26 protein-coding genes and 1 tRNA gene are annotated in these 25,451 nt (G+C 57.2%); 15 read left to right on the forward strand and 12 right to left on the reverse strand.

Going from position 1 to position 25,451, the window contains the following annotated elements:
* Position 1: 1 nt before the first annotated feature.
* The 11 genes from AC2FI8_RS02220 to AC2FI8_RS02270 form a co-directional block, all read right to left on the reverse strand.
* Entirely contained in the window at positions 2-877 is an 876-nt protein-coding gene (locus tag AC2FI8_RS02220; RefSeq protein ID WP_170557355.1) for a branched-chain amino acid ABC transporter permease, read from the reverse strand.
* Positions 878-952: 75 nt separating this feature from the next.
* Positions 953-1,981: an alcohol dehydrogenase catalytic domain-containing protein gene (locus tag AC2FI8_RS02225; protein WP_496776817.1), complete on the reverse strand. Its 1,029-nt coding sequence runs from the start codon at positions 1,979-1,981 to the stop codon at positions 953-955.
* Between the two features lie 183 nt (positions 1,982-2,164).
* Positions 2,165-2,659: a hypothetical protein gene (locus AC2FI8_RS02230; protein WP_496722821.1), complete on the reverse strand. Its 495-nt coding sequence runs from the start codon at positions 2,657-2,659 to the stop codon at positions 2,165-2,167.
* 345 nt (positions 2,660-3,004) lie between these two features.
* Positions 3,005-4,426 carry an AMP-binding protein gene (locus AC2FI8_RS02235; protein WP_496776820.1) on the reverse strand — a complete coding sequence of 474 codons (1,422 nt, stop codon included), beginning with the start codon at positions 4,424-4,426 and terminating at the stop codon, positions 3,005-3,007.
* Positions 4,419-5,264, reverse strand: coding sequence for a hypothetical protein (locus AC2FI8_RS02240; RefSeq protein ID WP_496776823.1), 846 nt, complete (start codon positions 5,262-5,264; stop codon positions 4,419-4,421). Before AC2FI8_RS02240 ends, AC2FI8_RS02235 begins: the two co-directional genes overlap by 8 nt.
* Positions 5,261-6,592, reverse strand: a complete 1,332-nt coding sequence (locus AC2FI8_RS02245; RefSeq protein ID WP_496776826.1) for a hypothetical protein — start codon at positions 6,590-6,592, stop codon at positions 5,261-5,263. Before AC2FI8_RS02245 ends, AC2FI8_RS02240 begins: the two co-directional genes overlap by 4 nt.
* On the reverse strand, positions 6,589-7,689 hold the full coding sequence (locus tag AC2FI8_RS02250; protein ID WP_496776828.1) for a BtaA family protein: 1,101 nt from the start codon (positions 7,687-7,689) through the stop codon (positions 6,589-6,591). Before AC2FI8_RS02250 ends, AC2FI8_RS02245 begins: the two co-directional genes overlap by 4 nt.
* Positions 7,682-10,138, reverse strand: coding sequence for a PEP/pyruvate-binding domain-containing protein (locus AC2FI8_RS02255; RefSeq protein ID WP_496776831.1), 2,457 nt, complete (start codon positions 10,136-10,138; stop codon positions 7,682-7,684). Before AC2FI8_RS02255 ends, AC2FI8_RS02250 begins: the two co-directional genes overlap by 8 nt.
* Positions 10,135-11,046 carry a UbiA family prenyltransferase gene (locus AC2FI8_RS02260; RefSeq protein WP_496776833.1) on the reverse strand — a complete coding sequence of 304 codons (912 nt, stop codon included), beginning with the start codon at positions 11,044-11,046 and terminating at the stop codon, positions 10,135-10,137. Before AC2FI8_RS02260 ends, AC2FI8_RS02255 begins: the two co-directional genes overlap by 4 nt.
* Positions 11,043-12,281: a hydroxymethylglutaryl-CoA reductase gene (locus AC2FI8_RS02265; RefSeq protein ID WP_496776835.1), complete on the reverse strand. Its 1,239-nt coding sequence runs from the start codon at positions 12,279-12,281 to the stop codon at positions 11,043-11,045. Before AC2FI8_RS02265 ends, AC2FI8_RS02260 begins: the two co-directional genes overlap by 4 nt.
* A 553-nt stretch (positions 12,282-12,834) precedes the next feature.
* Positions 12,835-12,924 (reverse strand) — tRNA-Ser (locus AC2FI8_RS02270).
* Positions 12,925-13,047: 123 nt separating this feature from the next.
* On the opposite strand from AC2FI8_RS02270, the gene AC2FI8_RS02275 reads away from it, so the two are divergent.
* The 10 genes from AC2FI8_RS02275 to AC2FI8_RS02320 all read left to right on the forward strand — a co-directional run bounded on the left by AC2FI8_RS02275 (position 13,048) and on the right by AC2FI8_RS02320 (position 20,993).
* Positions 13,048-13,890, forward strand: a complete 843-nt coding sequence (locus AC2FI8_RS02275) for a DUF2059 domain-containing protein (protein WP_496776837.1) — start codon at positions 13,048-13,050, stop codon at positions 13,888-13,890.
* Positions 13,890-14,690, forward strand: a complete 801-nt coding sequence (locus AC2FI8_RS02280; RefSeq protein WP_496776839.1) for a DUF2059 domain-containing protein — start codon at positions 13,890-13,892, stop codon at positions 14,688-14,690. The genes AC2FI8_RS02275 and AC2FI8_RS02280 overlap by 1 nt, the downstream gene beginning before the upstream one ends.
* Before the next feature lie 208 nt (positions 14,691-14,898).
* Positions 14,899-15,516 carry a 50S ribosomal protein L21 gene (locus AC2FI8_RS02285; protein WP_496771932.1) on the forward strand — a complete coding sequence of 206 codons (618 nt, stop codon included), beginning with the start codon at positions 14,899-14,901 and terminating at the stop codon, positions 15,514-15,516.
* Between the two features lie 11 nt (positions 15,517-15,527).
* Positions 15,528-15,797, forward strand: a complete 270-nt coding sequence (gene rpmA, locus AC2FI8_RS02290; protein WP_058271644.1) for a 50S ribosomal protein L27 — start codon at positions 15,528-15,530, stop codon at positions 15,795-15,797.
* 84 nt (positions 15,798-15,881) lie between these two features.
* On the forward strand, positions 15,882-16,382 hold the full coding sequence (locus AC2FI8_RS02295) for a GNAT family N-acetyltransferase (protein WP_496776841.1): 501 nt from the start codon (positions 15,882-15,884) through the stop codon (positions 16,380-16,382).
* Positions 16,379-16,987: a LysE family translocator gene (locus AC2FI8_RS02300; protein ID WP_496776844.1), complete on the forward strand. Its 609-nt coding sequence runs from the start codon at positions 16,379-16,381 to the stop codon at positions 16,985-16,987. Before AC2FI8_RS02295 ends, AC2FI8_RS02300 begins: the two co-directional genes overlap by 4 nt.
* The gene (locus tag AC2FI8_RS02305; RefSeq protein ID WP_058277925.1) at positions 16,984-17,520 is read left to right on the forward strand and encodes a GNAT family N-acetyltransferase; all 537 of its coding nucleotides are present in this window, start codon (positions 16,984-16,986) and stop codon (positions 17,518-17,520) included. The genes AC2FI8_RS02300 and AC2FI8_RS02305 overlap by 4 nt, the downstream gene beginning before the upstream one ends.
* A 37-nt stretch (positions 17,521-17,557) precedes the next feature.
* Positions 17,558-18,592, forward strand: coding sequence for a GTPase ObgE (gene obgE, locus AC2FI8_RS02310; RefSeq protein WP_108858609.1), 1,035 nt, complete (start codon positions 17,558-17,560; stop codon positions 18,590-18,592).
* Positions 18,580-19,686: a glutamate 5-kinase gene (proB, locus tag AC2FI8_RS02315; RefSeq protein ID WP_496764902.1), complete on the forward strand. Its 1,107-nt coding sequence runs from the start codon at positions 18,580-18,582 to the stop codon at positions 19,684-19,686. The genes obgE and proB overlap by 13 nt, the downstream gene beginning before the upstream one ends.
* Positions 19,687-19,730: 44 nt before the next feature.
* Entirely contained in the window at positions 19,731-20,993 is a 1,263-nt protein-coding gene (locus AC2FI8_RS02320; protein ID WP_496776847.1) for a glutamate-5-semialdehyde dehydrogenase, read from the forward strand.
* Here AC2FI8_RS02320 and AC2FI8_RS02325 read toward each other — a convergent pair.
* Positions 20,990-21,586 (reverse strand): histidine phosphotransferase family protein, encoded by a 597-nt coding sequence (locus AC2FI8_RS02325; RefSeq protein ID WP_496739992.1) that lies wholly within the window; start codon positions 21,584-21,586, stop codon positions 20,990-20,992. The two genes, AC2FI8_RS02320 and AC2FI8_RS02325, sit on opposite strands and share 4 nt — an antisense overlap.
* A gap of 44 nt (positions 21,587-21,630) precedes the next feature.
* On the opposite strand from AC2FI8_RS02325, the gene AC2FI8_RS02330 reads away from it, so the two are divergent.
* The 5 genes from AC2FI8_RS02330 to tsf all read left to right on the forward strand — a co-directional run bounded on the left by AC2FI8_RS02330 (position 21,631) and on the right by tsf (position 25,430).
* Positions 21,631-21,813 carry a DUF3553 domain-containing protein gene (locus AC2FI8_RS02330; RefSeq protein ID WP_058271637.1) on the forward strand — a complete coding sequence of 61 codons (183 nt, stop codon included), beginning with the start codon at positions 21,631-21,633 and terminating at the stop codon, positions 21,811-21,813.
* A gap of 98 nt (positions 21,814-21,911) precedes the next feature.
* On the forward strand, positions 21,912-22,667 hold the full coding sequence (olsB, locus tag AC2FI8_RS02335; protein ID WP_496776850.1) for an L-ornithine N(alpha)-acyltransferase: 756 nt from the start codon (positions 21,912-21,914) through the stop codon (positions 22,665-22,667).
* 4 nt (positions 22,668-22,671) lie between these two features.
* Entirely contained in the window at positions 22,672-23,508 is an 837-nt protein-coding gene (gene olsA, locus AC2FI8_RS02340) for a lyso-ornithine lipid O-acyltransferase (RefSeq protein WP_496776851.1), read from the forward strand.
* 166 nt (positions 23,509-23,674) lie between these two features.
* Positions 23,675-24,478, forward strand: coding sequence for a 30S ribosomal protein S2 (rpsB, locus tag AC2FI8_RS02345; RefSeq protein ID WP_496776853.1), 804 nt, complete (start codon positions 23,675-23,677; stop codon positions 24,476-24,478).
* Positions 24,479-24,554: 76 nt separating this feature from the next.
* A complete protein-coding gene (gene tsf / locus AC2FI8_RS02350) occupies positions 24,555-25,430 on the forward strand; it encodes a translation elongation factor Ts (RefSeq protein ID WP_496776855.1) in 876 nt (291 codons plus the stop codon).
* The last annotated feature ends 21 nt before the right edge of the window (positions 25,431-25,451 follow it).

The following is a 25,451-nucleotide window of genomic DNA, read 5'->3' on the forward strand; positions in this document are numbered from 1 at the left end:
TTTAAACCTTCTTGACCCGAACCTGACTGAACAGCCCGTTGGGGCGGAAAATCAACACTGCCAAGAGCAGCGCATAAGGCGCGATCTGACTGTATCCTGCTGCGATGTAACGGCTGGCAAAGGGTTCAATTACCCCAACGATCAGCCCGCCTGCGAGGGCACCGGGCAGGCTGCCGAAACCACCAATAACGGCTGCGGCAAAGGCCTTGATGCCAAGCAAACCTGTGGTTGGATCAACCGAGCCTTTGGCCGCGAACAAGATCCCTGCAATCCCCGCGACAACCCCAGCCAAAGCCCAGATGAAACCCTGAACGCGCTTTACCGGGATGCCCATGTAATATGCTGCCAACTGGTTTTGTGACGCGCCTTGCATCGCCAGGCCCAATTTGGTCCGGCTGAAGAAAACATACAGACCCCAGGTCAGAAGGATGGTAACGACAATAACGGCGACGTCCTCCATCCCCAGCACCAGCCCTCCAAACCGAACTTCTTTGCCTGCCAATGGGTTTTGAAGTGTCTGCGGCTCGTGCCCCCAGATCAGCCCGGCCACAAACCGGATTACGAACCCCAAAGCGATGGTCAGAATGACGACAGCTGTTTGGCTTTCCCCAAACAAACGGCGAATGATCAGGCGATCTACCAAGTAACCTAACGCGCCCATGATCCCCAGCGAAATCGGAAGAGCCAACCAGAAAGGCAGGCCCATATATTCGGTATTCGTAAGCCCGATTGTCACAAAGGCGCCCAGCATCATGAAATCGCCTTGCGCGAAATTCACCGCCTCAGTGGCCTTGTAAATCAGAACAAAGCCAAGAGCGATAAGGCCGTAGACACAGCCATTCGCCAGCCCGCTGATCAGCAGCTGCGCGTTATCCAAGTCTGTCCTCCCATGCCGGTATGTCCGGCGTTCCTTACGCCCCGGACATCCTCCTTCGTCCGGGGCTTTGTTCTACTATGGCGTGATAATCACCTTCCCGTCACTCTTTTTCAGAGCATTGGCCAGATTTGCCACCACATCGCGCAAGCCAAGCCGTTCAGAAACATCCGTTTTCCAGCGTCCGTCAGCAAACCGGGCCTGTACTTCTCCAACAACTCTCATCTGGTCCGCCGGAGGCGTTGACGTCATCCACTTGGTCAACCAGAACCCCTCGATCCGCTTGCCCATAAAGATCAACTGACCGGTCTGTGTCAGTTTTGGCAATTCGGGGCTGAGCTTGCCGTAGATGACCCACCGTGCACCGTTGGGCATCGAACAAAAAATCTGCTCGGAAACCTGATCCGTCACGGCATCCAAAAAGACACGTGGTTTTAGTTCCATGCTGAGCGCTGCGAATTTCTGTATCATGTCCGGGTCGGACGTGACCAAGACCTCAAGAGCGCCAAGTTCCTTCAAGGATTCAACTGCCTCGGCCCGACGCACGATTGCGATGGGTTTCAGTCCCAAATCGCGCCCCAATGAGCACATGAGTTTGCCCAACTGGCTGGTGGCCGCCGAAACGACAAAAGCATCGCCCGCACCCCGCGCGATGTCCACCATGGCCATCGCAGTCATGGGATTGATGACCTGGGCGGAACCATCTTCGTCCGAGATATCGGGTCGCAGTGGGATGCACATCAACGCCTGCGTCACGACATACTCCGCCCACGCCCCGGAACCAGCCGCCACAAAGGCAACCCGTTGATCCTGCAATGCTTCGGCACCGGCGCCGGTGGCCACCACGTCGCCACAGCCTTCGAACCCGGCGGGCGTGCCTTTTACACGCGGCTGCCCGTATTCGCCTTTGATAAAGTGGATGTCGGACGGGTTCACCGACGATGCCCGCAATTTAATCAGGACCTGACCGGGGCCGGGTTGGGGCACAGGAAGCTCGGCCTCGGCCAGCCAATCGGCGGCATCTTCGATAAACGGACCGGTGGCCGATCCGGAATAACCGTCATGGGTTTGAATGACAGCGAACATGTTTGGGGGCAGGGTGGTCATTTTGTTTCCTATCTCCTGTGCGGACACCGCACAGAACGGGTCTGTTGCCAATGGTGTTGCGTTGGATTTAGGGGCAGCCAATCAAACGGGTGTTGGGACGTCAATCAGAGTTGCGTCTGACGTTGCGGGAGCGTGCGCGCCGTATGGAATAAGGGCCGCTCAATTCCGAACGGCCCTTGGAAATTATTGTTGTCCGGTCAAAAGCACACGGAGCTCTTCGATCTTCTGGGCAATCAACTGAGGGGATGCTTTGATTTCATCCAGGATACCCAGAGCCTTTGTTTTGAGGTCCTGCGACAACTGGCTGTCCTGAACCGAAGTCACCATGGCGTCATAGTCAAAATTCTGGACGGAAAGCGTACCTTCTTCGATCCAGGAATTCAGCAGATCTTGCCCCTGATTGGCCAAAGCGGCGACCTGATCTCCGGCCTGGTTGGCCAGATCAGTAGCTGCTTGTCCGGCTTGCTCGGCCGCTTCGTTGGCTTGGTCTGCAATGGAAGATGCGGCTTCGCTCGCCTGCTCGGTCGCGGCTTCTACGGCATCGTTCACAGCCTCACCGGCTTCTTGGGCCGCCGATTGCAGTTGTTCGGCAGGTGTGGGTTCGGGTTGATTGAGATAATAGTAAGCTCCGGCGCCAAGTCCGGCGACGATAACAGCTAATATGAGAGTACGCGACATGGGGTTCTCCTTGAAATATGTGCCGCTTAGATGAGGGTAAATTATCGGTGATCAAAGGGGAATTCCCAGAAATTCATTTCAATTCGGGGGTTTGAGCCAGCCTACGCCGATCTGATGGAACCAGGTGGCAATAACACGCCGTCATGCGGACAGCACAGCAGGTGAGCTTGATTATTCGCTAAAATCCGAGGCGGAATTGGGCCGGAAGCAGACACATTCTGCACAAAGGCCGCGAAGCTGCCGTTCACCGCGCTAGCGAAGCCCAATTTCTCGCTGTACAGGCGCGGACACTCAGGTCTGAAATTCAAGCCAACTGAAAACGGTGCGGTTTCGGCCCATTTTTCGTTAAGAACCCAAGAAGCGTTCAAGTTTCGCGCGATCGACCTTGGAGGCGTGACGCTTGTCCATGGGGATTTTGTCAATTGAAATCACCTTGGGAACACCAAAACTAAGCGCACAACTACTCCAAGCCTCAACTTGAGCAGGGAACCCTTGAATGCAAAGCGCCGGGCCTGCTTTCGTATTCACAAGTGCGCAGTGTTCTACACCTGGCCATTGCCTTGCCGCGACTTCGATTGCGAAGGGAAATAATGAACCCGAGTGCACTTCAATTTCGGACCCCATCCGTCCCCATAACCACAATCGACCGTGCTCGTCCAACGTGCCAGCGTCACCGGTTCGGTGCCAAACGACGCCGCCTTCTTTGATTTTGTTTTCCACTGATTGGGCCGGATCAAGATAACCGTTGTTCACATGCGCCCCTGCGACCTGAATTTCATTGTCGTAAATACGGAGCGTGATCTCATGCACCGGATATCCAACGAGAAGCCCATCGCCACCGGACATCCGACGGTAATCCTCCTCCGATATGTCCCTGGCGTCGAGATGGGCAATCGGTTCAGCCTCGGTCGATCCGTAGACGCAAACAACCGAAAGCCTGTGCCGAGTTCTCAACGTCTCCACCAGGTCCGGAAACACCGGGCCACCGCCCGTGAACACCGTGTGCAACGGACTGGTGTCGCCGGATTGGGCAAGTTTTTCACACAGCGACGGCGGGATGAGCGTTCGGGTGATTTGCTGCACATGGATCCAGCTGTTCAACTGTTCCGGCGACAGGCGGTCCAGCTTGCTCAACTTCCAGTTCGGGAGAACACTTGTGCGCCCAGCCGCCAGATTGATCAATGTGAACACCGGAAAGGCCACCAGATCGCGCTCGACTTGATCGCTGTCAAGGAGGGGTGCGATGGCATCGTGTTGCGCCATCAAAAACGCATGCGAGCGGGGAATGCCTTTCGGCTGGCCCGTCGTCCCGGAGGTGAAAGAAATAAGGGCGATATCCTCCGGTCGAACCTCATGGACCACCGGATCGCAGCGACTTCCCCCCGGCTTCAGCAGAGGTAGGGACCAAAGGTTCGGAATCAGAAACTTCAGCAAAGAATACGCGCCCGCTGCACAGAACGCTTTTGGATTCGTGGTCCGGGCGGCGTGGCGCAGACCGGCCAACCCCATGGCCGGTTCCGGCAAGACTACGGTGGCGCCAAGGGACCATAGGGCGGCCAGACTTGCATACAGGTCCGCATCGACAGGCATGGCCAAAAGCACGCGATCACCTGGTTGGATACCCTTGTCCTGCCACCTACCTGCCAAGTGCTGAACCCGCATGTGCAGTGTTTGAAAACTTATCTGGCGGCCCTTGCCGTCCACTAATGCGGTCCTGTCCGGAAACCGTTCAACCGCAGCCGAGAAATGGGCGAGCAGGTCAGCCATTCAGCTTCCGCCCAAGCAGGGAATATCGCCGGAAAATCGTTGCACCTTCCGCGGCACTGCGGTCGGCCGAGTTATTGTCATCATGGATCAGCGCATGAATGGCTGTGTCGTACCCCATGCTGAATGCCGTCTTGTGGAACCTGTGTGCCAGATGCCGCCCGGCGCCGGGTTCGAGACTTGCATAGGTTTTAAGGATTGCGGATGTCGGATCGGGACCTTCGGCATAGTTGGGAATGCCGAACAGAAACCCGGCCAATGACCCGTCGCGGCGGCGCGCAAACAGGATCAGTTCGCGCTTCATCATTGGCACAACCGGCATATACATGGCCAGAAATTCCGCCTCGGAAATCGGCTTATAGAATGCGTTGCTTGAGAATGCCCGGGTTGAAAGTTCGAATACCTGACGGAATAGGGCCTCGGGGTCTGTTCCATCCCACTCTTCCACCACGAACCCTTCGGTTTCCGGAGGTGCCGAACGGGCGGCGGCCTGCAGTGGGACTCGGGCCGAGAAGTACCGGCTGATCTCTGTAAATCCTGCCGACCGGAACACCTTGAGCTCATGAGGTTTGTTGGTGGGTTCCATCAGGAACGGAGCAGACCCGTCGCTGCCCGAGACAAACCGGTAACTGTGCCAGGTATCGCCAGACATCGGCCCAATGATGCGGTCGAGGCCCGTGTCTTGCACCCGCTTTATCCCGTTGAGCAGGATTTCGGCGCCGGCTTCTGGCGTTTTGCAGGAAAAATCGCCGAAGGTTGCGGCGGGAACGCCGTCCCAGTTTGGGCCGTTCAGATACACGGTCAGCTTAGCATCAGCCGTTTTGATGGTCTCTTTGGTCATGAAACCACTCCGGCAAAGAACCCCGCTCCAAGCGATCCAGCAACGACCCAAACATAGTAGAGCAAGGGCAGGGCGAGGGCCAACAGCGTCAACCTAAGAACCCGGTCTTTTCCGAACCAGTGTGGCCGGGCCAATGGAACCGCAACTGTGCACAGCAGTGAGAGCAGGGTCAGAGCCGTCAGCGGCTCAGCCCAGTTCGACTGTTCAGAATTCTGGGAAACAGCCCAAGTCCGAATTATGAACAGGAAAGCCGCAGCAAACGGTATCGCAATAGGATTGGCACACAGCGCCACAGCAGTGAGCCCCATAGCCAACCCCATCGCACTGAGCCCAAAAAAAGAAATCGCATCCCATCCCGTTGCATTTCCTGCCGCAAGCCAACCGAATCCCAAAAACCCTAAGGCGGCTACGATATCCAGATCGGGGTACTTACTGTCACAAGGAGAAGCGGTGCGCGCCCAGCCATGTGCGGCAAGAACCATAATCGGGAGTACTGTGTTCTGCAGTTTAGCGGCCGCAAGCAGCAAAAAAACCGCGACAACATACACACGGGTCGTATGCTTGGCCAGGCCCAGCTTGGTTCCCACCACGCCGAAACTGGCAAGGGCGGCAAAAAACATGGCGGCCAACAGGGCGAGCTCTGCCAAAGAGCTGTGATAATGGCCGTTCAGAAAAATTAGCAAGCCAAGCGGCAGGAACAAGTTATCAAACCCCCGCCAACTTTGCGCCTCGACCAATGTGCCAAAGGCCGCAACCATAAGACACAACATCATGACGTTAGATGGCGGGAGTTTCGACAAGAATAAGAAGCAGATGATCGCAACCAATAGCGTTACGACAAAAAACACCACTGACCCTTCTAGGCTCTTGTCGCCATCTTCCACCACGTAGCGTTTGGTTCCATACGCGGTCCCGGCAAGCGCTGCGGCAGCATCCGCGAGTGTCAGAACTGCAATTGGCAGCAAGTAGAACAGCGTGTTTTCGCCCGCCAGCAAAAAGCAAAGTCCAACGGACAAGGCGAGTAGAAAATCACCGTAGGATGTGCGTTCAACCCCATGTAGGGTCGCGCCAAGACCCGATGAAAAACGCGGCAGGCGCAGCACAAGCATCACCAGCATTGTGGCTGCGATCAGCATGTAAACCGGCCAGCGATCAGGAAAGAGCCAGGGCAACAGCAACGCAAAGAGGCCCGTGCTGACATGCATCAGCTTGCGCTGCACTTCGGCGCTCAAACCCGCCGTGTTGCCCAGACTTCGGATGACCATCATTACTCCGACCAGAGCCAATACGGACCCCGCCGCCAGCAGAACCTGCCCAGGAACCGTCACGGCTGCACCTCTTCAACGACGAAATCCGAATAGAAGAATGCCATGTCACGGGCTTTCTGCTGCGTTTCGATGTCGGTCAGTGTGCCTATCTGGCTTCTGTATACCGGCGGAACCCGCCGGGGTGCCATCATGTTCCAATAGACCAGTCGGGCGTGTGGCTCTGCGGCGGTCAGGATAGAGCCGTAGACTTGCGGGAAGCTTTCAGGCGACATGTATTCGAAGATATCCGACAGGTTGAACCCGCTGGCTTTTTCACCGGTCGATACAAATGCCTCGAGCGACCCGAGGCGGATGTCGAGACGATCCAATCGGGATCGGATTGTCTCGTAATGCTCGGGGCGCCACGCCATCGGCAGCGCGTCACCGTGGTCGCCCTTGAGAATCCAATGCAGATAGGGATTTTGCGAAGGATCGGTGGCGACCCCCGCATGACGGATGCGGCGGGCGACATGTTGCGCCGGGCTGCCTTCGACATGATCGAAAAATGCGCTGTCCCGGCCCATGCGCCCCATGACGAAGCGAGAAAAGAAGATGTTCAGCAAAAGACGCCAACGGAATGTGTTGAACCGCGCGTCGAAAAAAGTTTGTCGTGCTTCTGGACTGCGTGGAGTGAACACTTCGTCGACGGTTCGGCGTGAATGCACCAGCGGTAAAAGCCGGGTCCGAAAAATGCGAAAATAGCGTTCAAATTTGCCGACGCCCCCAATGCCGTGTTTTTTGACCTCCGGAGTCAGAGCCTCCCAGAAGGCGCGTGTGTCGGTATCTGTGGCGTCCAAAACCCGGCCCAGCAATGTACCCCGTCGGGTACTTGGGCGCGAGCCAGTAAGTTCGATGAATTCGGAATGAGTCAGCCGCTGATAGGCCGCGATTCTGAGTTTGAGGCAGGCGATCTGTGCCGGTGACAGGTCCAGAACCACGACGCGCACGGGATCGAGTGTCAGCATAGCCAGCGCATTGTCTCCGGCCGAGCAGATGGACACCAATGTTTTGCCCGCACAATCGCCTAGTGCAGAAGTCAGGACATCTGCGTCCTCCCACAGTTGGGCATAGCGGACATAGTCGAAATCCGCTTTATTCTCAATCTCACTGCTACCCATCGCACCGCTCCACCGCGCCGCTTGCCCCGTCGACCGAGATCATCTCTCCATCTTCGATCCAGTTGGTGGCCCCTTTCAGGCCAACCACGCAAGGGATACCAAGTTCGCGCGCCACAATGGCCGAATGTGACAACAGTGATCCCCGCTCGACGACGATGGCCGATGCGTTTGAGAATACGGCGATCCAGCCCGGGTCGGTGTGGCGCGCCACCAGTATATCTCCGGGGTTCAAGGCCTCACTGCGTGGATCGCGGATCACACGCGCACGCGCCTTGATTTGTCCTGCAGAACAGCCCGTGCCGTGCTTCACCCGTGCTGTGTCCACCTCGAGTTCCGCGCATTCGGACCAGATCGGCGCGATGGCGGGACCACGGATTTCGATGCGTTCCGGCGGGTCGGGGCGTCGGGACGAAGCTTCGTCCTCTTGTTTGCGCCGCGCAACGATGCCTTTCAGATCAGGTGACAGGCTATAGCCTTCGACTGCTCCGAGAACCTCATGTGTTGTCAGGAAAAATACATCCTTTGGTGATGAAAGCAGATCATGGGCGGCGAATTCCCGGCCGATGCCCAAAAACACACGCCGCGCATAGCCAAAGATTCGCGTGCGTTCAAAACGCAGGTTTTCGCGGTCGCGCACACGCGCCTTGGTCCAGCCCAGGATCCATTTGGCCGACTGCCGGTTGAGGGGGTTTGCCGGAAACAGTGCTTGCCAATCCGGCTCGGCTCCCTCCTGACGCCCGGACGGTGGACGCTCGGCGCAGGCTGCAATCGCCAGCAACAGGCTCGTCGGGTCGTCGCGCAGAGGAACGCTTTCCAGCTTAAGCTCTTCGGTGCACCGATCGCCGAATTTTTCAAGATACGCATCAACCTCGGCTTCGATTTGCCGGTGCCCGGACAAAACCGACAACTGCGCGTTGGCCTTCAAAGTTGCAGCAAGACCTGCCTCCCGAACCAGCTTTCCTATTTGGGCAATGCGCTGAGCGGGTTCTGCCGAAACGATATCGCCTTGCCCGATCATGAGGTCATTGTGCAGGGTTAACCCGTCCTCGCCCAGCCACTTTTGCAGCAGGTTGCGCGAGCCGCCAAAGGCAATCATGCATAGAAAATCGTTGATCAGTGGGGCGTCCCAACGATCCAGCAAGGTGCTTTCGATGCGCCGGTACTCGGCCGCCAGCTCGGTAGCGTTGGAGGCGTCCACATCCAGCCCCGCCTGCAATATGTCGTTCAGCCTGTGATTAAAATCGCGCCGGGTTTGCGGCAGCCGGATAGCCTGCCAGATCAGACCGCCCGCAACCTTGGCGAGTTTCGCGTATTCCACGACCCTGGTCCAGCCAGTGGTGGGGGGCGGAGCAAGAGCATCCGTGACCTCACGCGGCATCGGTTCAGAAACGCCCATCATCGTTTCCATATAGTCGCGGTTCAGCGAAAACCCGGGAAGCAGCGCCAGCGCGCGGTACCAGTTGATCAGATTGTAATAGGCACGCCCGTCCACCCGCCCCAGCAAATTGTCAAACACAGTTGGGTTCCGGGCAACCGTGTGCCGCGACACGCCCAACAGCCCGACGAAAGCGCGATACACCTGAGAATACACATGCAGAGCAAAAGAATAGGTCAGCGGGCTGACGATGCCCGGATAGCTTTCGACGATATTGGAGTTGTCGAAAATAGTAAGTGTCTGGTCTTCGAACGGCTCAGGACGTAAGGCCGTGGTGATCGGTCGGGCCTGCAAAATATGTAGCCCTTGCGCATCAATGGCCCATTCGATGTCCTGAGGTGATCCAAACAGAGCTTCGGCCTTTTGGGCAAGGGCCGCGATGGATTGCGCCTCGTTCACGGTCAAATGCGTTGGGGTGTCTGGTGCGCTTTCCGGTGTGCCATCCGCACCGATGATCCAGTCCTCTCCGTCCGCTTCACCTGACACAAGCTGTTCTGCGAGGCCTTCAATGGCCGAGATCACGACCACATTGCGCCGACCACTGACCGGATCGGCGGAAAAGGCGACACCGGCCGTCTTTGCATCGACCATGCATTGCACGATGATCGCAGGGGCCTCGGCTTGGCCGCCGGATTTGACCGCCCGGTAGGTTTCGACCGTTGCCGAGAAACCGGATTGCCAAACCTGCTTGACCGCTGCGATCACACTCTTGCCGGGAACGTTCAGGACAGACTCGAACTGTCCCGCGTGACTGTGGTCCACGCCATCTTCGGACCGGCCAGAGCTGCGCACCGCGTAAGGCCCGGGCCCAAGCGTTTTAAGTGCGCAGATCACAGCCGATCGCAGGCCCTTTTTCGCGATGGGCCCGAATTGCCCCATGCGAAATGCGTCATTGGTGATGACAAAGAACTTGGGTGGGGAAAAACCGTGCCGCGTCAGATGCGACAGTGCCGCCGCTTTGCCTCCGACAACCGAGACATCGTTGGCATCCGTTTGGGCGACGATGAATGTCATACAGCGGCTCCGAACAAGAAGGGCAGGAAACCAGCCGTGGCATAGCAGAAAAACACCCAAAGGCCGGAAACAGTGTCCATCCTGTTCTGGGCTTTCTCAGTTGGTGACTGACTATAGCGGAATGCGGCAGCCCCGCAGGGAACCAGCGCCAGCGCGCCAATCAGGGCACTTGGCCAGCCAACGCCTGTGGCGCTGCCCGTGCCGACAAGAAGCGCGTAGGACAGCAAGACGCAGCCGATCCAGGTACGCCCCGCCGGACGCGGACCCCATAGAGCGGAATAGGTGTCGACACCGGTAATCTCGTTTTCAGGAGCCCACAGTTTGCGCCCGATCTCAAGGACGCAGCCATTCACAAAGGACAACGCCAGAAACAGCCACAGAGAGGGCGCCGCCCCGCCTGCCGGCAGCCATTCGAGGCCGGTCAGCAACAGATCAATCAAGGGCATGATCGCCATATGGCTTAGCAGGTACAAAACCGGCCGCGCCTTCAGCCAGGCCGGGACACCGAATTCGACCGTCATCGCCGCGAGCCAGATCCAGACCGCGCCCAACAGCCACAAAACCGACGGGTGCCAGAACCAGGCGGCCGCAAATGCCAGTGGAATGGTCAGCAAACCCAGGCTCAGAACTTCACCGGTTGAAACCAATCCGCGTGGGATCGGCCTTTCGGGCCGGTAGCGCCGGTCGTCTTCGGCGTCCTTAAACTCGTCACAGACCCGCATCTGGAAGAACAACGCCATAGCCAGCACAAAGCCGGCGGCAAAGGCGGGCCATTCGGGCAGGGGGCGGTCTGCGAGACGGGCGGACACGCAGATACTGGCCGAGGAAAACACCAGCAACAGAGGGACGGTTTTCTTCAGTGGAAAACGCTCGGATTGATAAATCCAGAATCGGTTCTGAATGCTCATCTGTGGCGGGCCAGACTTTCATGGGCGCGGGTGAAATGGCCCGCAGCAATCGCGGCGACGATGGAGATTTCACCACATAGGCACGTGGCCGCGGCCACTTCAGCCAAAGCTGTGCCACACCCGCTGCCTCGTAGGCCGAGTATGTTCAGCGCTGCTGCCTGGCTGGGCAATCCAGTGCCCCCGCCGACCGAGCCAACCAAGATGTTCGGAAGTGTCACCGAACAGAAAAGATCGTCGCCCCTTGGTTCCATTCGCGTGATTCCCATCGCGCTTTCGGCAACGCAGGCCGCGTCCTGTCCGGTTGCAATGTAGAATGCCGCCAGCCCGTTGGCATAGTGCGCCTGCGCCCCAAATTGGCCGGACAAAAGCGCCCCCAGATTGGCGACACGGCCATAGTCAAGCATCGCTTCGACCGTCGTTCCAAGCGTCTTTTTGACAACCTCAGCCGGAAGCGTGACCGAGGCGCTGACCTTACGCCCGCGCCCCGTCACCAGCCCCAGCGCCGAAGCCTTTTTATCGCCCGAGAAATTACCTTCGACATACCAGTTCTCAATCGCGACAGGGCAGCTATCCGCGATTGCGTGGCACAAGGCGTCGGTGGCGATGGTCACCATATTCTGACCCGCTGCGTCACCTGTGGTGTAGCGGCAAATCAAAAAAACGACGTTTGTATCAATGAACGGCTCCAGCGATACAAGCTTGCCATGACGGGTCGTCGCTTCGGCCGCAGATTTGAGTATGTCGACATTTGTCACAACCCAATCCACAAATTGCCCGGCCTTAAGAAGGCTCTCAAAAACAAACGCCGGTGTCCGCAGAACACCTTCGTACAAAACAGCTGTACTGACACCGCCCGATCGGGTGGCGGCATAAGCGCCCCGGGCATAAGACGCGACCAGCGCCGCCTCGGTTGTTGCAAGGGGGATATGAAAATCGCCGTTTGCGTTCATTCCGTTCAAACGTAAAGGTCCAATGACCCCGACAGGAAGCTTAACCGTCCCGATGAAGTTCTCAATATTGGTGCCATAGGTTTCGGCAGCTTCTACCGTTTCCGGATCAGCGATTTGCGTTTGATCCTCATCGCTGGCTGTGGGTTTCAACTGCTCCCAAAAGCGCGCGACCATCTCTTTGGTAGGTTTGCGGGACGGGCGCAGTGTTGAAAACTCGGCATCATTTGGTGCCATCTGTTTCGGTATCTGATCAGCGTCAAATCGTGCCCTAATACGTTGAAGCATTTCCCGAACATGAAACGGAATTATCAAGAGTGCACTCCAATAGATTTTCCGCAATAAGCGATTACAATCACAATCTGATGCGTATGCAAGTTACTAATAGATCGACTAATGACCAGCCAAATTTTCTTTTATCAAGTATTTGATCCGAAAGGGTCTCGTATATGTTGCGTTTGATAGTTCTTTCTGTTCGATAAGCGTATCTATTGCCAAAACAAGCACAGATCGTGAGAGCCGAACACTCTTGCGAGCATATCAGCAAGAGCCCAAAACTTGGATGTAATCCATTCAAAAGTTTAGCTGCTTGAAGTGTTGATAGAGAGACAAATAGGATTTGCTGCCGCCCTGCGTAATATAGGAATGATCGAATGTCCGGTGTGGCCGAATAGAGGCTGCAGGAAGAGGCTCGCTCACCTGTGCAGATATATTTGCTGAAACTGAAAAAAGCTGATTTGGTATTTCTGAACACAGACCCCTCTGTTGTTTGACGAAAAGAACACCGATAGTGAGTGATGCTTCGCACCGTTGACCAGGGTATGTGGCGGTCTTGGGATAGTGGCGGAGAGACAGGGATTCGAACCCTGGGTGGGCTTGCACCCACAACGGTTTTCGAGACCGCCCCGTTCGACCACTCCGGCACCTCTCCGCGGGGGTCTGTGAGGGGGGGATTTAGTGAGGAACGCGCGGGGGTGCAAGCAGAAAATTCCTGAAAATGACAAAGGCGGGATTTTCCGTTGCCTGACGCGGTATTTCCCCTAGGCTCATGGGTATGACATATCCTTTACGCCAAACTATCCTACCGCTATTCGCCGCCGTTCTGTTCGTGATTTCCGGGTCGCAGCAAGCATTTGCTGCCGGACGGGATCGGATCGAAGCCTTTTTGACAACAACCGGGTTCGACGTTGCACTTGAAAGCATCGCTCTGGCCTCGGCCTCAGCCCCGCAAATGTTGGGGATCGATCCTGATGGGTTTGGGTCCGACTGGACACGCCTGACCGAAGAGGTCTTTGATACCGAGGACATGCGCGAAACAGCCGTGTCTATTCTGGAACAAACGCTGAGCGATGAGGCGCTAACCCATGCGGTCGAGTTTTATGCATCCGATCTTGGGCAACGGCTGGTCGAGTCCGAGAATGCATCGCACATGGTTGAAGATGACGATGCCAAGCAACTGGAAGGGCAGAAAATCGTCTCGGACCTGATCAAGGGTGGATCGAAACGGGTCGAAAATCTGAAACGCATGAACAATGCAATTGATTCCAGCGGGACGGCATTGCGTGCGCTGCAGGAAATTCAGGTGCGCTTTTTGCTCGCTGCCAGCGCCTCGGGGGTGATCGACTTGCAACTGGGCGCGGATGAGCTGCGTCAGATGATGAAGCGCAATGAGACCGGCATGCGTCAGGCTTTGCAGCTGTCCGCACTTGCCGGGGCAGCCTATACCTATCAGGACTTCTCGGATTCTGAGGTCGTCGCCTATGCTGAGGCTTTGGAGCAGCCTTTGATGCAAGAAGTCTATGAGCTGCTGAATGCCATCCAATACGAAATCATGGCCATGAAGTTTGAAGATCTGGCCGCGCGTATGGCGGAACTACATCCGGCCCAGGATATCTGATGCGCCAGATCGCTGCTTGTTTCGCCGTGTTGCTGTCAGCCATGCCGCTTGCGGCGTCCGAGTCGGTTGAACGCCTCATGCAGGCGCTTCAAATGGAACAGGTCGTCGATATCCTGCGTGACGAAGGGTTGGCTCAGGCGAAAGGCCTGAACGACACTTTTCTGGGTGGTGAAGGCGGGCCGCTCTTCGATGATCAGGTGGACCAGATTTATGATCCGGAGTGGATGCAGGAGCAGATCTCTGGTACCTTCGAGACCAGCCTGACAGCCAGCCAGATAGATCGCGCGATCCTGTTCTTTGAAAGTGATGTCGGGCAAACCGTTATCACACTGGAAAACTCGGCCAGAAAGGCTTTCGCAGATGAAACCATCAAGGACATGGCGCGCGAAAACTATCTGAACGGGGCAGGCGGCACTCAGCTCTATCGGCTGATCGGCGAGTACATAGAAGTCAACGACCTGATCGAAAAGAACGTACAAAGCTCGCTTAGTTCGGATTACAACTTTTTTCGCGGTCTCAGCGCGGATAACGGAACCAGCTCGGAAGATATTCTGGCGCAGCTCTTGTCGGACAAGGACAGTCTTGCCGAAGAAAACCGCATCTGGTTGTATTCCTTCCTTCTGGTGGCCTATCAACCGCTTGATGAGGCTCAGATGCGCGAGAATATTGCTTTTTCCAGAACTGAGACCGGACGCGCCGTAAACGAAGCCTTTTTCGGCGGTTTCGATAAGATGTATGACCAGATCTATTTTCAACTGGGTCAGGCCGTCTCACGGGCGCTTACCGCATCAGATCTTTGACCGCGCATTTGATGTTGACTTTGCCGACCAATCTATGGATAAGCGCGCATCCCGGCCGGTTTTCCGCGCCGGGTGTCGTTATTATTGACCCCAGGGCTTTGCCCCACGGGTCGTCACACAGCCCGAAAAGGGCGCGCTGTTCGAGGTGGCGAAAGCCAAAAACGCCCGGTCGGGGACCATAGAACGCGATTAGACAAAGGAAAGACGCATGTTTGCGGTCCTCAAGACTGGCGGCAAGCAGTACAAAGTTCAGGCGGGCGATATCCTCCGCGTTGAAAAATTGGCTGCCGACGCAGGTGAAACAGTTCAATTCAACGATGTTCTGATGCTGGGCGGCGACGCTCCGGTTGTTGGTGCACCGTTCGTCGCAGGCGCAGGCGTTCAGGCCGAAGTGATCGAACAGATCAAAGGTGACAAGGTCATCAACTTCGTAAAACGCCGTCGTAAGCACAGCTCGAAGCGTACCGTTGGCCACCGTCAGAAGCTGACTCTGGTTAAGATCACCGACATTTTGGCGTCAGGCGCCGACAAGTCGGGCATCAAAGCTGCAACCGGTTCGGCGCCGGCTGGCGAAGCTGCCCCCGTGGCAAAAAAGCCTGCCAAGAAAGCTGAAGCCAAAGCAGAGGCACCTGCCGCTGCTGCTGCCGCTGACGATCTGACCCAGTTGACCGGTGTCGGCCCCGCCGCTGCCAAGAAGCTGGCCGAAGCCGGTATCGAGAGCTTTGCCGCTCTGGCCGCCTTGTCGGACGATCAGATTGCTGCTATCGAAACGGTCAAAGTGAAACCCGAATGGGTTGAGCAGGCCAAAGATCTGGCTAAAGGCTAAGGAGAGACAGAATGGCACATAAAAAAGCTGGCGGTTCCTCCCGTAACGGTCGCGACTCAGCTGGTCGCCGCCTTGGCGTGAAACTGTATGGTGGCCAGGCCGCCATTTCAGGCAACATCATCGTGCGTCAGCGCGGCACCAAGTTCTGGCCGGGCGAAGGCGTAGGCATGGGCAAAGATCACACCATCTTTGCAACCGTGGATGGCGCCGTGAAGTTCCACAAGGGACTGAAAAACCGCACCTTTATTTCGGTCCTGCCAGTGGCGGAGGCCGCAGAGTAAGCCGAAACCCAGAAGGTTTAAGAAAATTTCATGGGGGACCGGCAGAAAGTGCCGGTCCCCTTTCTCGTTTTCAGGAGCGGTCCCATGACCGAAGTGATAAAAACAGAGCGTCTTGTCTTACGTCGGTTTCGGCGTGAGGACGCGTCGCGTCTTGTCACTCTTCTGAACGATCTGGACGTGGTGCGCTGGTTGACAGTGGTGCCGCATCCCTATGAGGCCACGCATTCGACCGAATTTGTCGACGTGGTGGCTGCTAAGCATGATGCCTTTGCCATCACTCGAGAAGAGAACGTCATTGGCTGCATCTCGACCGGATCTCAGTTGGGGTATTGGGTTGCCAAAGCGTCCTGGGGGCAGGGCTATGTGACCGAAGCCTCCCGTGCGATGATTTCGAGGTTCTTTCGATCTGATCGGCAGGAACTCACCTCGGGTTATCACGTCGGCAACGAACGGTCCAAGGCGGTTCTGTCCAAACTTGGGTTCAAACCAGATGGGCAGCATCGTGCGACGGCGCGGTCGACCAACGAAGATGTGATAATTCAGGACGTTCTGCTGCGTCGAGCGGACTGGGAGGCGATGCAATGACCGTTGCAACCGCCAGTTTCCTGATCTTCGCAGCCTCTCAGGTCGGAACGCCCGGACCCGCCAATATGGTCCTGCTAGGCACAGGTGCACGCTATGGGTTTCGGGCGGCTCTGCCGTTTGTGGTCGGTGTGATCCTAGGCAAACAGCTGATCATCTGGCCGGTGGGTTTTGGTCTGCTGCAACTCGCGGATCAGGCACCGATTGTCTTTTCGGTCCTGAAATACGCCTCGGCGGCGTATATCTGCTGGCTGGCCTGGAAGATCGCGAACCTGCGTCTTTCGCGCAGTGAAACCATTGGAGACGTGCCCGGTTTTTGGGCGGGGCTGATCGTTCATCCCCTTAACCCAAAGGCATGGGCCATGATCATAGCCGGTTTTACCGGGTTCGTTGCGGTTGGCACGCCCAGCTTTAACGCGACGTTCACGATCGCTCTCTGTTTATTGCTTTGCCAGGCGGTTTTACACCCGATCTGGACATTTGCCGGAGATAGAATTGCCCACGTGGTTGAAGGTCGGCCCGTGGAAAAATATCTGATGTGGACGTTAGCGAGTCTCACTGTTGCGTCCGTATTTTTTGTGTTGTTCGGAGGAGGAACGCACTCATGAAACTCGAGACAATAATAAACCAGCCGGTCCTCGAAACCGAGCGGTTCGATCTGCGCCCATTGCGCCGGTCGGATATGGGTCTCATCGAGCATTATGCAGGCGATGAGCGCGTGGCACGTATGACTACGTCGATCCCGCATCCGCTGCCACCGGGGTCGGTCGAGGCGTTTGTGACGCGTTCGATGGCTGAAGACCGGGATGAGGACGTCTGGGCGATGGACGCCACCAAAGATGGTGGGCCGGAACTGATTGGTCTGATTTCGCTTACACGGCTGGATCGCAATCAGTCCGAAGTTGGCTATTGGGTGGCACCTGTTTACTGGAATACAGGCGTAGCCTCACTGGCCGTCGAGATGTTGGTGAAAGCTAACCCGCTTGAAAATTCGAATTTGTTTGCCAGCGTGTTTCAGGACAATCCTGCCTCGGCCCGGGTTCTGACCCATTGTGGGTTCCAGTATCTGGGTGACGCCGAAAGTTACTCGGTGGCGCGCGATGCGAATGTGCCCACCTGGACATATAGTAAAAAACTCTGACTTGTGGCCGATGGGGCCTTTGCAGTAGGGGACACACATGAAATTTCTCGATCTTGCAAAGGTCTACATCCGGTCAGGGGCCGGCGGTGGCGGGTGCGTCAGTTTTCGGCGTGAAAAGTACATTGAATACGGCGGTCCCGATGGCGGTGACGGCGGTAAAGGCGGTTCGGTCTGGGCCGAAGTTGTGGATGGGCTGAACACCCTGATCGACTTCCGCTATCAGCAGCATTTCTTTGCCAAGAACGGTCAACCCGGTCGTGGTCAGCAGCGCACGGGCAAGGATGGTGACGAAATCATCCTGCGCGTGCCGGTTGGAACCGAGATACTTGACGAGGACGAAGAGACCGTCATCTGCGACCTGACAGAGGTTGGGCAGCGTGTTCTGCTGGCCAAGGGCGGCAATGGCGGCTTTGGTAACCTGCATTTCAAATCGGCAACCAATCAGGCTCCGCGCCGGGCTAACCCGGGGCAGGCGGGGATCGACCGCACGATCTGGCTGCGGCTGAAACTTATCGCGGATGTCGGTTTGTTGGGCATGCCCAATGCCGGTAAATCGACCTTTCTGGCGGCCACATCGAACGCGCGGCCCAAGATTGCTGACTATCCGTTCACGACCCTGCATCCCAATCTTGGTGTTGTCGGTGTCGACAATGTGGAATTTGTCGTCGCGGATATTCCCGGCCTGATCGAAGGCGCCCATGAGGGGCGCGGGATCGGTGACCGGTTCCTTGGTCACGTGGAACGTTGTGCCGTTCTGCTGCATCTGGTCGATGGCACCTCGGAAACCGTCGCCGAGGATTACCGCACCATCATTCATGAACTCGAAGCTTACGGCGGTGAACTGGCTGAAAAGCCCAGGATCACAGTTCTGAACAAGGTCGATGCGCTGGACGAAGAGGAACAGGCGCTGCAAAGGGCTGAGCTGGAAGAGGCTGTTGGTGGCCCTGTGATGACCATGTCTGGTGTCGCGCATCTGGGCGTGACCGAAGTGTTGCGCGCCTTGCGTGCCCAGATCGACGAAAACCGCCTGCGGCAAAAACCCGTTGAGGAGACCAAGTCTTGGCAACCCTGACCGCAGCACGCCGATTGGTGGTCAAAATCGGCTCTGCCTTGCTGGTGGACCGTGATACCGGGTTGCTGAGGTCGGGTTGGTTGCACTCGCTGGCCCAAGACGTGGCCTGGCTCAAAGGGCAGGGAACTGACGTCATTTTGGTCTCATCCGGATCGATTGCGTTGGGGCGCGGAGTTTTGGGCCTGCCCATGGCGGATTTGCCGTTGGAACAATCCCAAGCCGCCGCTGCTGTTGGCCAAATTCGACTGGCGCGGGCCTATGAAGAGGCTTTGACGCCGCACACAATCACAACTGCGCAGGTTTTGGTGACGCTGGAAGACAGCGAGGACCGGCGGCGGTATCTGAACTCTCGCGCGACGCTGGAAACGCTGCTGAGTTTAGGCGTGGTTCCGATCGTCAACGAAAACGATACGGTGGCTACGGATGAGATCCGCTACGGCGACAATGACCGGTTGGCGGCGCAGATCGCCGTGACGGTTGGGGCCGATCAATTGATCCTGTTGTCGGATGTTGACGGATTCTACACCGGGAACCCGAGTGAAGACGGAAACGCCAAGCGTTTCGATGTGATTGAGGCCATCACGCCCGAGATCGAGGAAATGGCAGGCGATGCTGGTTCCGGCCTGTCCAAAGGCGGAATGAAGACCAAGCTGCTGGCCGGCAAGATGGCAACTGCTGCCGGTTGTGATATGGCGATCACCGAAGGTTCGACTTTGAACCCGCTGAAATCGCTTGAAGATGGCGCCAATTGCACTTGGTTTACAGCGACGCTGGACCCGCATGCCGCGCGCAAGCGCTGGATCTCGGCCATGAAACCGCGTGGTGAAATCGTGGTCGATGCAGGCGCGGCAAGGGCGTTGGGCAATGGTAAAAGCCTGTTGCCCGCTGGAATTGTTGAAGTCACAGGCGACTTTGGGCGCGGTGACCCAGTTGCGATTATGGACCCGCAGGCACGACGGCTGGCACAGGGGCTCAGCCGATACACTGCGCAAGAGGCAGATGCGATCAAGGGACGAAAGTCCTCGGAAATCGAAGAGACGTTGGGCTATCCGGGCCGCGCCGTCCTGATCCACCGAGATGATTTGGCGCTGTAACGGCGCGATGTTAAAACGCAAAGACCGACCGAAAGGCACCTGAGATGAAGGATTTCGACAACATTCCCGCCCTGATGGCCGATCTTGGAAAACGCGCCAAAGCGGCCTCGGCCGATTTGGCCTTTGCTAGCGCCGAGCGTAAACATGCTGCCCTAATTGCTGCAGCTGACGCTGTTTGGGCCAACCGCGCAAATATCATTGAGGCCAACAAGAAAGACCTGGAGTTTGGGCGTGAAAAGGGCCTGAGCCCGGCGATGATGGACCGGCTGATGCTGGATGATGCGCGCATTCAGGGCATGGTTGATGGCCTGCGCACGGTCGCGGATCAGGCAGACCCCGTAGGCGAGGTTCTGACCGAATGGGACATGGCCTCGGGCCTGAACATCCAGCGTGTTCGAACGCCTCTGGGCGTGATTGGAGTGATCTACGAAAGCCGTCCGAATGTGACGGCGGATGCAGGCGCATTGTGCCTGAAGTCGGGGAACGCGGTGATCCTGCGTGGCGGCTCGGAAAGTTTCCATTCCTCAACCGCCATTCACGCCGGTCTGGTCCAAGGGCTAAAGGCTGCAAACTTGCCAGAAGACGCCATTCAACTTGTGCCCACGCGAGACCGCGCCGCAGTGCAAGAGTTGCTGACCATGACCGATTGTGTGGACGTCATCGTTCCGCGTGGCGGAAAAGGTCTGGTGGGGTTGGTTCAGCGCGAAGCACGCGTGCCCGTCTTTGCGCACTTGGAAGGTATCGTGCACATCTATGTCGACAAGGCTGCGGACCCCCTGAAAACGGTGGACGTCGTGCTGAACGCCAAAACCCGGCGTACCGGAATCTGTGGTGCGGCCGAATGTCTGCTGATCCATCAGGATGTGGCTGAAACACTCGGCCGGGATATCATTTCCGCCTTGCTTGCGGCGGGCGTCGAAATCCATGCCGAAGGCGCGTTGGCCCTGGACGGCACCATCGCGGCCACGGGCGACGACTGGGGCAAGGAATTCCTCGACAGCATCATCGCGGCCAAGCCGGTGGCGGATATCGATGCAGCGATCGCACATATTCGTCAGTACGGTTCGAACCACACCGATTGCATCATGACCGAGGATGCCGATGCCGCTGTCCGGTTCTTTGAACGGCTGGACAGTGCGATTCTGATGCACAATGCTTCAACCCAGTTTGCCGATGGTGGCGAGTTCGGAATGGGGGCCGAGATCGGAATCGCAACCGGCAAAATGCATGCGCGCGGCCCGGTCGGGGCCGCTCAGCTGACGAGCTTCAAATATCTTGTCCGCGGCAATGGGACCGTCCGGTCTTAAAACCGGATAGCGACGCGGGTTGAGGTGGTTTCCGCCGCAACCCGCCGCCCCATGGACGCGGCCGTTTGCGGAAGTAGCGCGAATTGCACCTGCGCTGGCGTCACCTTGTTCGCAAATTGGCCTTTGGGTAGGTTCTTCCAAAGATCAGCCTCTATATTCAGCTTGTCCGCCACACCGGTCACCGTCCAACTGCCGCCGTTATTTGCCACGGTGACATCGCCCCCCATCGGCATGGCGCTTTCGCAACACATCAGGGCCAGAAAGGCGAGCTTGACCTGATTGCGGGGCATGGCATCGGTCACGTGCCAGTTGACACGCACACGACCAACGCTTTCGACGTCTTTCAACAGCTCTGTGACCTCGGCCCGACCCAACGGTTGATCGCTGGCCGACCCAAAAGCGACGCGAAAGAACCTGATCTTTGCTCCGGCGCTTCCGACGCTGCCCGAGATCAGCTCCATTTCGGGGCCCTGCATGGTTCCGACCATCTCAAGCAGTTCCAGCCCGTTGTTTATTGCGCCAATGGGGCTGATCAGATCGTGACAAATTCGCGACCCGATCAGTTCGGCCAGATTGACGTTGGTGTCGCCCATGCGTACCTCTCCTGTTGTATCTGCCGCCGGACCGGAGCCCGATCATGACAGACCTCAATGCCATACTTGCACCGGGCATGTATGTCCGCCACCCCGATTTCCCCGACTGGGGCGTCGGACAGGTGCAGTCCAACATTGGGGGCAAGATCACCGTGAATTTTCAAGAACAGGGAAAAGTGGTGATTGACGGAACCCGCATCGCCCTGACGCCCGTCTTTGATCCGTGAAACTGGTTTAAGAATGGTTAACGATGGGCCACCGCCGTGCTGGTTGCCATTTGACCGAAAACTGCGGTATCAGCGCGCAAACAAAAGCGGAATACCCGATGCCGGATGCAGGCCCTTCTTTCACTGTCAAACTTGCCGAATCCGAGGCCGAACTGCGCGCAGCCCAGAGGCTGAGATATGACGTGTTCGTCCGCGAATTGGGCGGCGGCGGCAAGATGGTGGACCACGAGGCGGAGTTAGAGCAGGACCAGTTCGATCCATATTTTGATCACATGCTGGCCTATGATGACGCCACTGGCGAAGTTGTGGGCGTTTACAGGCTGTTACCGGGTGAACGAGCCATCGAATTAGGGCAGTTTTATTCCGAGGATGAATACGACCTGACCGTGCTGAAACAAAGCGGCCGCAAATTGTTGGAGCTTGGACGTTCCTGCCTTCACCCGGACTATCGGGGCGGAACGGCGATGTACCACCTATGGAATGGTCTGGCGAGCTATGTGGCCGAGCGCGAGATTGAGGTTCTGTTCGGGGTCGCCAGCTTTCACGGCATCAATGTACAGGAATTGGCCCAGCCTTTGTCGATGTTGCACCACAATCACCTTGCCCCGCCGGATCTTCGGGTCAGGGCGCAACCCGATGTGTTTCAGAGCATGAACCTTGTCGCGCCGGATGCGCTGGATCGCCGTGGGGCGATGGTACAGGTGCCCGCGCTGATCAAGGCGTACCTGCGGTTGGGTGGCTTTGTGGGCGAGGGGGCGTTTATCGACCACGCGTTCAACACAACAGATGTTTGCCTGATCCTCGACACGGCGCGCATGAACGAGCGACAGCGGCGTATCTACGGCGGAGCCTGATCCAGTGAACGATCCGCTTTGGGACAGTGACGACGCGCCAGACCCGATTGAATTGGGAATTCTGGGCTGGGTTTTGGTGATCCTGCGCGGCCTTCCGCTGGCACTGCTGGTCTTTGGCGGGCTGCTCGTTTTGTTGACCGTTCGCCTGATCGAGCGCCCGCTGTTTGGGTTACGGCGTCCGATCACCCCGTTCATCGCGCAGTTTGTCTGTCGCAATGCGCTCCGGCTTCTTGGCATCGGCTTTCGCAGTTCCGGCGAATTGATGCGCGAACGCGGCGCTGTGGTCGCGAACCACACATCATGGCTCGATATTTTTGCGTTGAACGCACGCAAACGGGTGTACTTCGTGTCTAAGGCCGAAGTGGCCAAATGGCCGGGTATCGGCTGGCTGGCCCGCGCCACGGGCACGGTGTTTATCGAACGTGACCGCAAGAAAGCCCGCGAACAGACCCTGATCTTTGAAGAGCGCTTGAAAGTCGGGCATAAGCTGCTGTTTTTCCCCGAGGGCACCTCGACCGATGGTCTTCGTGTTTTACCTTTTAAAACAACACTTTTCGCCGCGTTCTTCTCGGATGAATTGCGGGACTTCATGTATGTTCAGCCTGTATCCGTAGTCTTTCACGCGCCCAAAGGGCAGCCTGACAGGTTCTATGGTTGGTGGGGCGATATGGATTTTGCCCCGCATCTTCTCAAGACCTTGGGCGCGCGTCGGCAGGGGACGGTGGAATTGATTTACCACGTTCCAGCCAAAGTCAGCGATTTTGCCGACCGCAAGGCGTTGGCGGCACATTGCGAAGAGGCAGTGCGCCACGCGCATGCAATTGCGCGGCTTGAAAAATAAGGCCATTTGGCACTTGCACAGGGCGAATTCCTACCGTATACGCGCGCCATTAAAACCCGCAGGCGGGGTTTGGGCTATTTGAGGGAGACATCCTTATCTGGCCCGCCGGTTGGAGCATCCGCTTCTTTCACCCCCGCCCAGGCGTAAACCGGAAAAGGAAAATAGCATGGCTCTTCCCGAGTTCACCATGCGTCAGCTGCTGGAAGCTGGCGTTCACTTTGGTCACCAGACACAGCGTTGGAATCCCCGCATGGGCCCGTTCATCTACGGCTCGCGCAATGGCATCCACATCATGGACCTGACCCAGACCGTTCCGATGCTGGACCAGGCTCTGCAGGCCGTTCGTGACACCGTTGCAAAAGGTGGCCGCGTTCTGTTCGTTGGTACCAAGCGTCAGGCAGCTCAGCCGATCGCAGAAGCCGCTGAAAAGTCGGCTCAGTACTACATGAACCACCGCTGGCTGGGCGGCACGCTGACCAACTGGAAAACCGTTTCCCAGTCGATCAACCGCCTGAACCAGATTGACGAAGCCATGGAATCGGGCGCCGAAGGCCTGACCAAGAAAGAGCGTCTGGGCATGGAACGTGACCAGGGCAAACTGCAGGCATCGCTGGGCGGTATCCGCGAGATGGGCGGCGTTCCTGATCTGCTGTTCGTCATCGACGTCAAAAAAGAAGCACTGGCCATCGCCGAAGCCAACAAGCTGGGTATCCCGGTTGTGGCAATTGTCGACACCAACTGCTCGCCCGATGGTGTTGATTACATCATCCCCGGCAACGACGACGCAGCGCGCGCAATCTCTCTGTATTGCGATCTGGTTGCTCGTGCCGCTCTGGACGGTATGACCGCTCAGATGGGTGCTGCAGGCGTTGACCTGGGCGCATTCGAAGAAGCACCGGTTGAAGAAGTCGTTGCGGAAGAAGCACCCGTTGCCGAAGAAGCCGCGCCGGAAGCCAAAGCCGAAGCGTAAGCTGCCCGTCACGTAATTGACATATGGGGCAGGGTAGACCTGCCCCAATTCCGTTTGAATTGAGGAGAGCCAAAAGATGGCAATCACAGCAGCAATGGTTAAAGAACTGCGCGACTCGACCGGCGCAGGCATGATGGACGCAAAGAAAGCGCTGACCGAAACCGGCGGCAACATGGACGAAGCCGTTGACTGGCTGCGTACCAAAGGTCTGGCAAAGGCGGCCAAGAAATCCGGCCGTACCGCAGCTGAAGGTCTGGTTGCAGTGCACGTCAACGGTGGCAGTGGTGTTGCTGTCGAAGTGAACTCGGAAACCGACTTCGTCGCAAAGAACGCAGAGTTCCAGGAAATGGTTGGCAAGATTGCTTACGCGGCAGAAGGCGTCGACAATGTCGAAGCTCTGTTGGCCGCTGATCTGGGCGGCAAGAACGTTGCTGACACCCTGACCGACAAGATCGCCACCATTGGTGAGAACATGTCAGTTCGCCGCATGGCGAAACTGTCAGGCGACACTGTTGTGTCCTACGTTCACAACGCAGCCACCAACGGCATGGGCAAAATCGGTGTACTGGTTGCTCTGTCCGGTGGTGACGAAGTGATCGGCAAACAGATTGCGATGCACATCGCAGCCGTGAACCCGGCGGCCCTTTCCGAAGCGGACATGGACCCGGCTGTTGTCGAAAAAGAAAAGCAGGTTCAGATGGACATCGCCCGAGAATCCGGCAAACCGGAGCAGGTGATCGAAAAAATGATCGTTGGCCGTATGAAGAAATTCGTAGCGGAATCAACTTTGCTGAACCAGTCGTTCGTTGTGAACCCTGACCTGACCGTCGAAGCCGCTGCCAAAGAAGCAGGCGCAACCATCACTGGTTTCGTCCGTCTGGAAGTTGGCGAAGGCATCGTGGTCGAAAAAGAAGACTTCGCAGCTGAAGTTGCCAAAGCCGTACAGGGCTAATTCTGGCAGAGGCCCTGAAAG

The sequence above is a fragment of the Ruegeria sp. CDSB029 genome (genome assembly GCF_059611125.1).